General features: G+C 38.2%; 1 protein-coding gene. It reads left to right on the top strand.

Annotation, left to right across the window (positions count from 1 at the left end; translation table 11 throughout):
• Positions 1–5: 5 nt before the first annotated feature.
• Positions 6–1,077: macrolide efflux MFS transporter Mef(A) (gene mef(A) / locus H3001_RS19095; protein ID WP_181215796.1), on the top strand; the 1,072-nt coding region annotated here is incomplete at its 3' end.

Raw genomic sequence — 1,077 nt, forward strand, 5'->3', positions numbered from 1 at the left:
TATAAATGGAAAAATACAACAATTGGAAACTTAAGTTTTATACAATATGGGCAGGGCAGGCAGTATCATTAATCACTAGTGCCATCCTGCAAATGGCGATTATTTTTTACCTTACAGAAAAAACAGGATCTGCGATGGTCTTGTCTATGGCTTCACTTGTAGGTTTTTTACCCTATGCGGTCTTTGGACCAGCCATTGGTGTATTAGTGGATCGTCATGATAGGAAGAAGATAATGATTGGTGCTGATTTAATTATCGCAGCAGCTGGGGCCGTGCTAGCTATTGTTGCATTGTATATGGAGTTACCTATCTGGATGGTTATGGTAGTATTGTTCATCCGTAGCATTGGAACAGCTTTTCATACCCCGGCTCTCAATGCGGTTACTCCACTTTTAGTACCAGAAGAACAGCTTACGAAATGTGCAGGCTATAGTCAGTCTTTGCAGTCTATAAGCTATATTGTTAGTCCGGCGGTTGCAGCACTCTTATACTCCGTTTGGGAACTAAATGCTATTATTGCCATCGATGTATTGGGGGCTGTGATTGCATCTATTACGGTAGCAATTGTACGTATTCCTAAGCTAGGTGATCAAGTGCAAAGTTTGAAACCAAATTTCATAAGAGAAATGAAAGAAGGAATGGCTGTACTACGGCAAAATAAAGGATTATTTGCTTTATTACTCGTTGGAACATTATATATGTTTGTTTATATGCCCATAAATGCATTATATCCTTTAATCACTATGGAATATTTTAATGGTACACCGATGCATATTTCTATTACGGAGATTGCTTATGCCTCTGGTATGTTGATAGGGGGTCTATTATTAGGGTTATTTGGGAATTACCAAAAGCGAATCTTATTAATAACGGCATCAATTTTTATGATGGGGATAAGCTTAACCATTTCAGGATTACTTCCTCAAAGTGGATTTTTCATATTTGTAGTCTGCTGTGCAATAATGGGGCTTTCGGTTCCGTTTTACAGCGGTGTGCAAACAGCTCTTTTTCAGGAGAAAATTAAGCCTGAATATTTAGGACGTGTATTTTCTTTAACTGGAAGTATCATGTCTCTTG

Source organism: Phocaeicola faecicola (genome assembly GCF_013618865.1).
GTDB lineage: Bacteria > Bacteroidota > Bacteroidia > Bacteroidales > Bacteroidaceae > Phocaeicola > Phocaeicola faecicola.